This window comes from [Borrelia] turdi (assembly GCF_008828755.2).
Taxonomy (GTDB): domain Bacteria; phylum Spirochaetota; class Spirochaetia; order Borreliales; family Borreliaceae; genus Borreliella; species Borreliella turdi.
In genome coordinates this window covers 1-6,027 of sequence record NZ_QBLM01000010.1, presented here as the reverse complement: position 1 = coordinate 6,027, position 6,027 = coordinate 1, and the positions used below count along the sequence as shown (strand labels likewise).

The 6,027-nt window shown below is 24.7% G+C and carries 5 protein-coding genes and 2 pseudogenes; 6 read left to right on the top strand and 1 reads right to left on the bottom strand.

Going from position 1 to position 6,027, the window contains the following annotated elements:
• Position 1: 1 nt before the first annotated feature.
• Positions 2-403 (bottom strand): annotated as a pseudogene (locus tag DB318_RS05795) (ERF family protein); the annotation flags it as partial.
• Between the two features lie 389 nt (positions 404-792).
• Between DB318_RS05795 and DB318_RS05825 the strand changes: the two are divergent.
• The 6 genes and pseudogenes from DB318_RS05825 to DB318_RS05800 form a co-directional block, all read left to right on the top strand.
• Positions 793-1,905, top strand: a complete 1,113-nt coding sequence (locus DB318_RS05825; protein ID WP_151074473.1) for a plasmid maintenance protein — start codon at positions 793-795, stop codon at positions 1,903-1,905.
• Between the two features lie 9 nt (positions 1,906-1,914).
• A complete protein-coding gene (locus DB318_RS05820) occupies positions 1,915-2,484 on the top strand; it encodes a DUF226 domain-containing protein (RefSeq protein WP_151073869.1) in 570 nt (189 codons plus the stop codon).
• Positions 2,460-3,215, top strand: coding sequence for a ParA family protein (locus tag DB318_RS05815; RefSeq protein WP_151074472.1), 756 nt, complete (start codon positions 2,460-2,462; stop codon positions 3,213-3,215). Before DB318_RS05820 ends, DB318_RS05815 begins: the two co-directional genes overlap by 25 nt.
• 41 nt (positions 3,216-3,256) lie before the next feature.
• Complete coding sequence (locus DB318_RS05810; RefSeq protein ID WP_151073871.1) at positions 3,257-3,814, top strand: chromosome replication/partitioning protein; 558 nt, start codon at positions 3,257-3,259, stop codon at positions 3,812-3,814.
• A 12-nt stretch (positions 3,815-3,826) separates the two neighbouring features.
• Positions 3,827-4,459, top strand: coding sequence for a Bdr family repetitive protein (gene bdr, locus DB318_RS05805; RefSeq protein WP_151074471.1), 633 nt, complete (start codon positions 3,827-3,829; stop codon positions 4,457-4,459).
• A 685-nt stretch (positions 4,460-5,144) separates the two neighbouring features.
• Positions 5,145-5,961, top strand: a pseudogene (locus tag DB318_RS05800) (YqaJ viral recombinase family protein); the annotation flags it as partial.
• Between the last annotated feature and the right edge of the window lie 66 nt (positions 5,962-6,027).

Genomic DNA, 6,027 nt, shown 5'->3' with positions numbered 1-6,027 from the left:
TAATAGCTGAACCAACTAGTTGTGGCGTTGTATTTACACTTTTAGACCCATTTTCATTATTCCATTGTAAATTTTCTGTAAGTATTGGTGTATCAAAAGACTCTTCATACCCACTGATTGTGCTGTAGAATGTGGTCCTAACAACATGAACTCTACCATATGGATCATGTGTAAAAGTTGGGAATTGCTCAAAATCAAGCTCCAAATTGTGCTTATTAATAACGTTTTTTATTTCTCTAACTATTTCGTTAAAATTCTGATATTTGTATCCATATCCTTTAAGACTCTTGTCAATACCTGGTAAATTCATTTTTAGGGTTTTCATATCTTTTCTGAAGCTTATTTTTGCTTGTATATTATTTTGAATATTTTCTTGATTGTTGTTTGTTGAAACATTGTTCATAATGTACTCCTTAATATGTTTATAAATAATTATATAATAAAAACTATTTTTGCCAACTTTTTTACAAAAATTTTTGTAAAAAAAGTGGGACTTAACCAAGCTCCTTTTACAAAGAATCTCGTTAAGTCCCCACTATATCATTATTTTTTGCAAATTAACATATTAAGGTAGTCGCAAATGTCAATATTTAAACAACTACGTTACTTGTAGTGTATCCCAATTTAGAATTAAAATCAATTTATCTTTTTTACCAAATTATAAAAAGTGTATTAAATGAATGAGATTAATAATTAGAATTTAATATTTTTTTCGAAAAGTATTTACTTTTAATTCAAAATTTTGCATTATAATATTAATTATTAATAAACATATTGAGGAGGTTGAGGGTTATGTCAATATCAACCAATAAAAACAGTCCAAACTGCTACAACAAGCATCAACATAAATTAATAGTTCTTGTCTCAACACTAGACTACATAAACGCCAAATATAAGAAATACAACCAAAAAACCATACTCTATTACTTTAATAAAAATCTAAAAAGAAATGGTCAAGCTACTACTACATTAAGAACATTGCAAAAATATCTTTACAGATTAGAAAAAGATATAAAAGTAACAACCAACTACTACAAACATTTGGGTGTAAATTTTGGCACTGAAATTTACTATAAACTTAATTTTGAAAAAAATGAATGCCACTTTAAAATCAACCAATATTTTCAAGAAAAAAGACACTCTCGATTTAAATCGAGAGTGTCTAACTACCTTAAAGACAAATCTCCAAAAAAGGGTAATGTAGAGTTGGAGAAGTGTTTAAATAATAAAAATAATAATAAAAAAGAAGAAGAAAAAATTGATAAGCAAATAGAAAAGTATCAAGTAATAAACTATTACAATAAATGCAACTTTAAACGTAAAGAATTTCTTCTAATTTTATTAAAATTGGATATTAGTAAAGATAAAAAAATTGAAACAATTAAAGCTTTAAAAAGATTTGAAATTAAAACAATAAAAGGTAAAAATATACATTTTAACAAAAATTCTTTCAAAGAAAAGCAAAACAAATTAAAAGAGATTTTAAACAATACTCAAAAAGAATTAGAAAAAAATGGATATAATCCAAAACAATTAGAAACAGAATTTCAAAAAATATACGAAAATTACAAATTTAAACCCCATTTTATAATTGAAAACCAAAAATATAACGATCTAAGCAAAATAAAACGTAAATTAGAAAAATCAGTTGAATTTAAAAAAGAAAACTTACAAAAAGAATGTGAACATATAAAGATAAACATTTTCAATGTACTCATTGAGCGACTAGAAAAAAAGGCAAATATTGAAATTCTAAAACCAATTTTAAAAACTTATTTGAATAGCAAAAAGAAATTAGAATATAATAAAGTATTTGATAATACGTATTATTGTGAATTATTAGAAATAATAGAAAATGAGAAAAATTCTTCAATGGTAGAAGAATTTGGCAAAAAGGTTGTATAAGGACTAGATATGGAAAATGCACCAGAACCTGCAAAAAAAGGAAAATGTAAAGTTGAATGCCAAAATAAAGAACGATTTATTTTGGTTGAAAAAGAAAATGGTAAAGCAATGTACCATACAAAAATAATGATGGACGTTTATAAATTTGGAGTTTATGAGAATAAAAAAAAGAAAAAAAATGAATTTCGAGTGTCATTAAGGACCTTGTTTAATGGAGAAAGAATTGTTGAGGAAACACATTTATACCCCATTAAAGAAGGGGATAAATTTATTGGAATTTTTTACGGTTTTAGAAAACCAATAAAAAAAGCTATTGTAAAGTATCAATTAAACGGGAATAGAAAATCTTATGGATTCGCAAGGGCATATTATATGGAAGTTAGATTTAAAGCGGGTAGTGTTTTTTTCTACTTTAAGGGATTATACCGCTTGCTAGATAAACAGAGAATGAATAACCACTATAATAAAATATTATTTAGTATGTTTACAGATTTAGAAAAACAAGTATATGAATTTTATGGGAAAAAATACCCAGAACAAGGACCTTTAACAAAATGGATAATAAAAAACCTAAAATAATAACAATTGCGTCAATTAAGGGCGGTGTTGGCAAAAGTACCAGCGTTTTATTTTATAGCAATATATTAGCTAAAGAAAAATATAAAGTATTGATAATTGATAGTGATCCACAAGCTAGTATAACTAGTTACTTTTTATTTAAATTAAAAGAACAAAATATAGATGTTGAAAATTGCAATCTTTATGAAGTCTTTAAACAAAGGAAATACATAGAAAATTGCATTTTTACAGTGTCTGATTACTTAGATATAATTCCTAGCTCACTAGAATTATCTGTTTTTAATTCAGAAAGTATACCATTACAAGATAATCTTTTAGAAAAAAGGCTTTTAGCCATTAAATCTAAATACGATTATATAATAATTGATACAAATCCTAGCTTAGGGCATCTTTTAAACAATGCTTTGGTAATTACTAATTATTTAATAATACCAATTAATTCTGATCTATGGGCAGTTGAAAGTATAGATCTAATATTAGATGCAATAAATAAAGTTTATAGAAACGATATTACGCCCTACTTTTTAGTTACGGGAGCTTTAGAAAGACAAAACATTGACAAGGAAATAATATTTAATTTAGAAAATAGATATAAAGAATATCTAATAGGAGTTATTCCCAAAAGAGATGATATCAAAAAAGTGCTGTTTTATAGAAAAGAATTTCCTTCAAAAACAGACTATTATAAAGAATATGAAAAATCTTTAAACAAAATGTTAAAAATAAAATAACAAAAAAATTTAATCCAGTAATGGACAAATAAGGAGTTTACATGAGTATTAAAAATAAAATGATAATAACCAAAAGAGTCGATATAAAGGAAAATATTTCTAAAATGGAATCATTAGAAGAAATACATAAAGAGGAATATTTGAGACTGAAGGATAAATTAAAAACCCTAACAACAGATGACATTTATAATAAAATAGAAACAGCAAAAATATTAAACACAATTAATCAAAAAAAATTGTATATTTTAGATGGATATAAAAATTTTTATAGTTTTTTGGCTAATTTTAAAATCGCTAAATCTCAAGCATATAAGTATATAAAAATAGTATCGGGTGTAGAACAAGGCATTATTGACTACAATTTTATTGCTAATAATGGTATTGAAAAAGCAATTAAGCAATTAGAAGGCAGCAATATTATTAAAAAATCTAATCAAAATCCAATAAAACCTTTAAGATTTCAACTTAAAAAGCAAGAAAGTTACGATTTTTATAAAAGTAATGCTAAATTTACAGGATTTTTATTAGATAAATTATTTAGTGATGAAAAAGAAATAATTAAAAGAATTATGAAAGAATATAAACAATTAAAAGGATAATATGGAGATTTTATGAACAATTTAGCGTACAGAACATATAACATAGAAAGTATAAAAAATGAATTTTTAAACATAGGGTTTAGTGAAGAGGCAATAGATTTTGTTTTTCTTAATAATGATAATTACAACTTTGAATATTTGAAAGAGAAAATAATTGATATAGAGAAGAATTTACGAAAAGATATATCTAATTTAGACACTAAAATAGATAACGTAGAAAAGAGTTTAAATACCAAGATAGATAGTTTAGACACTAAAATAGATAACGTAGAAAAGAGTTTAAATACTAAAATAGATAGTTTGGATACTAAAATAGATAATGTAGAAAAGGGTTTAAATACTAAAATAGATAGTTTGGATACTAAAATAGGTAATGTAGAAAAGGGTTTAAATACCAAAATAGATAGTGTAAATACCAAGATAGATTTTGTAGAAAAAAATTTACAAAAAGATTTATTTATTTTAAATACTAAGATAGATAATGTAGAAAAGAATTTAAATACTAAGATAGATAATGTAGAAAAAAATTTGAAAAAAGATCTTAATACAGGAAACAGATTAATACATTTTATGATACTTGCAGCAGCAATTATCGGACCAATTTTAAATGCTTTATTTATGAAATATTTACAATTCATTAAATAATAAAATAATTCACAATTTGATTTTTAAGTAACATTATTATAATGCTGATGGATATTATTACAAAGTAACAGTTTATTTTTGATCTCTTCTAAATTAGAACTTATTCAAACTTTTTAACAAAAGAATTTAAATAAGTTCTTTTATTGCAAAAAGACAAATTGCTTTTAATTCTAAATTGCATAATACTTAACTGCTAAAAAACTTTAAAAAATCACTTTTTTAAAAGTGAATTCAGCTAAGTTTATATGCTTTATTAAGCTCTTTAGCAAGAGAATTTAATAAAGTCTTTATTTTGTTGTAAAAATTCTTGCAAAAAGTTGACAAAAATAGTTTTTGTAATTAATATAGTAAATATTACATGATATGTTCGTCGTATCGCATATATAAAACAAGGGCTCCATTTTGGTGGGGTTTAACTAGTTCTTTAAGTAAAGAATTCAGTTAAAACCCACTTTTTTCAAAAATTCTTATAAAGAAATTGACAAAAAAGATTTTTGTCATAGCTATATATATAGCTATAAAGGATTGCTATTTTTTAAATAAACTCAATTTACCGGGGTTTAGCTTAATTCTTTAAGTAGAGAATTTGGCTAAGCCCTCATTTTTTTACAAAAATTTTTGTAAAAAAGTTGGCAAAAATAGTTTTTGCTATATAATTATTTCTAAACATATTAAGGAGTACATTATGAACAATGTTTCAACAAACAAGAATCAAGAAAATATTCAAAATGGAGTGTCCAACATGATACATATTAAACAACAAAGTTTTACTGGATGTGAAGTATTTGAGGAAAAAACTCTTCCCATTAAAGAAAAAAGCAAATTAAGCAAGATAGGCAAAAAATTACCAGGAATAAGTAGTCAAGAGTGTTTTAGATTTAATCACAATATTGATTTTAGTTTGCAAAGAAGCAAGCTCGATAAATATGGAGCTAGTGAAGTGGGGACTGTTGTAATTGGTGGCACTGGTCTTAAAGACGTAATGATAAATAGTGTGCTTAAATATTTTGGCATGAGTTTGCCTTTTGAAGAAAATTTATACATGTTAAAAGGGAAAGAGTTGGAAAATTTAGGATTTAGAGAATTTGTTAAGGCGTACGGTGATGATATTTCTGTTTTGTATAAAAATAAATATGCTAACGGTGTTGATAAATATAATTATTTCAAAAAAATAGATAATTTTGAACCTTTAGTAGGCGCAACAATTGATGGATGGTTTATTAATATTAATGGTGATATAGAGCTTTTAGAGATTAAGAGTAGTGACTCTCATTATATGAGTAGCGCTATTGAAGCGTACAATAAAAATGGCAATTTTTTAAGTAGTAAGTATTTTTTAAAATACTATGTGCAGGCGCAAATGCAACTAGCATGTACTGGACTTGAGTATTGTAATTTGTTCTTTTTAATAGACGCTGCACCAGTTAATTGTAAGATAAAAAGAAACGATTCTTTAATATCAAAAGTGCTTAATTTTCTTCTTAAATGTGAACGTGAAGTTTTCAATATAAGAACTGAAATTGTTAAAAACAATCAAGCTAAGTTATTAATATCCAACAATATTGATA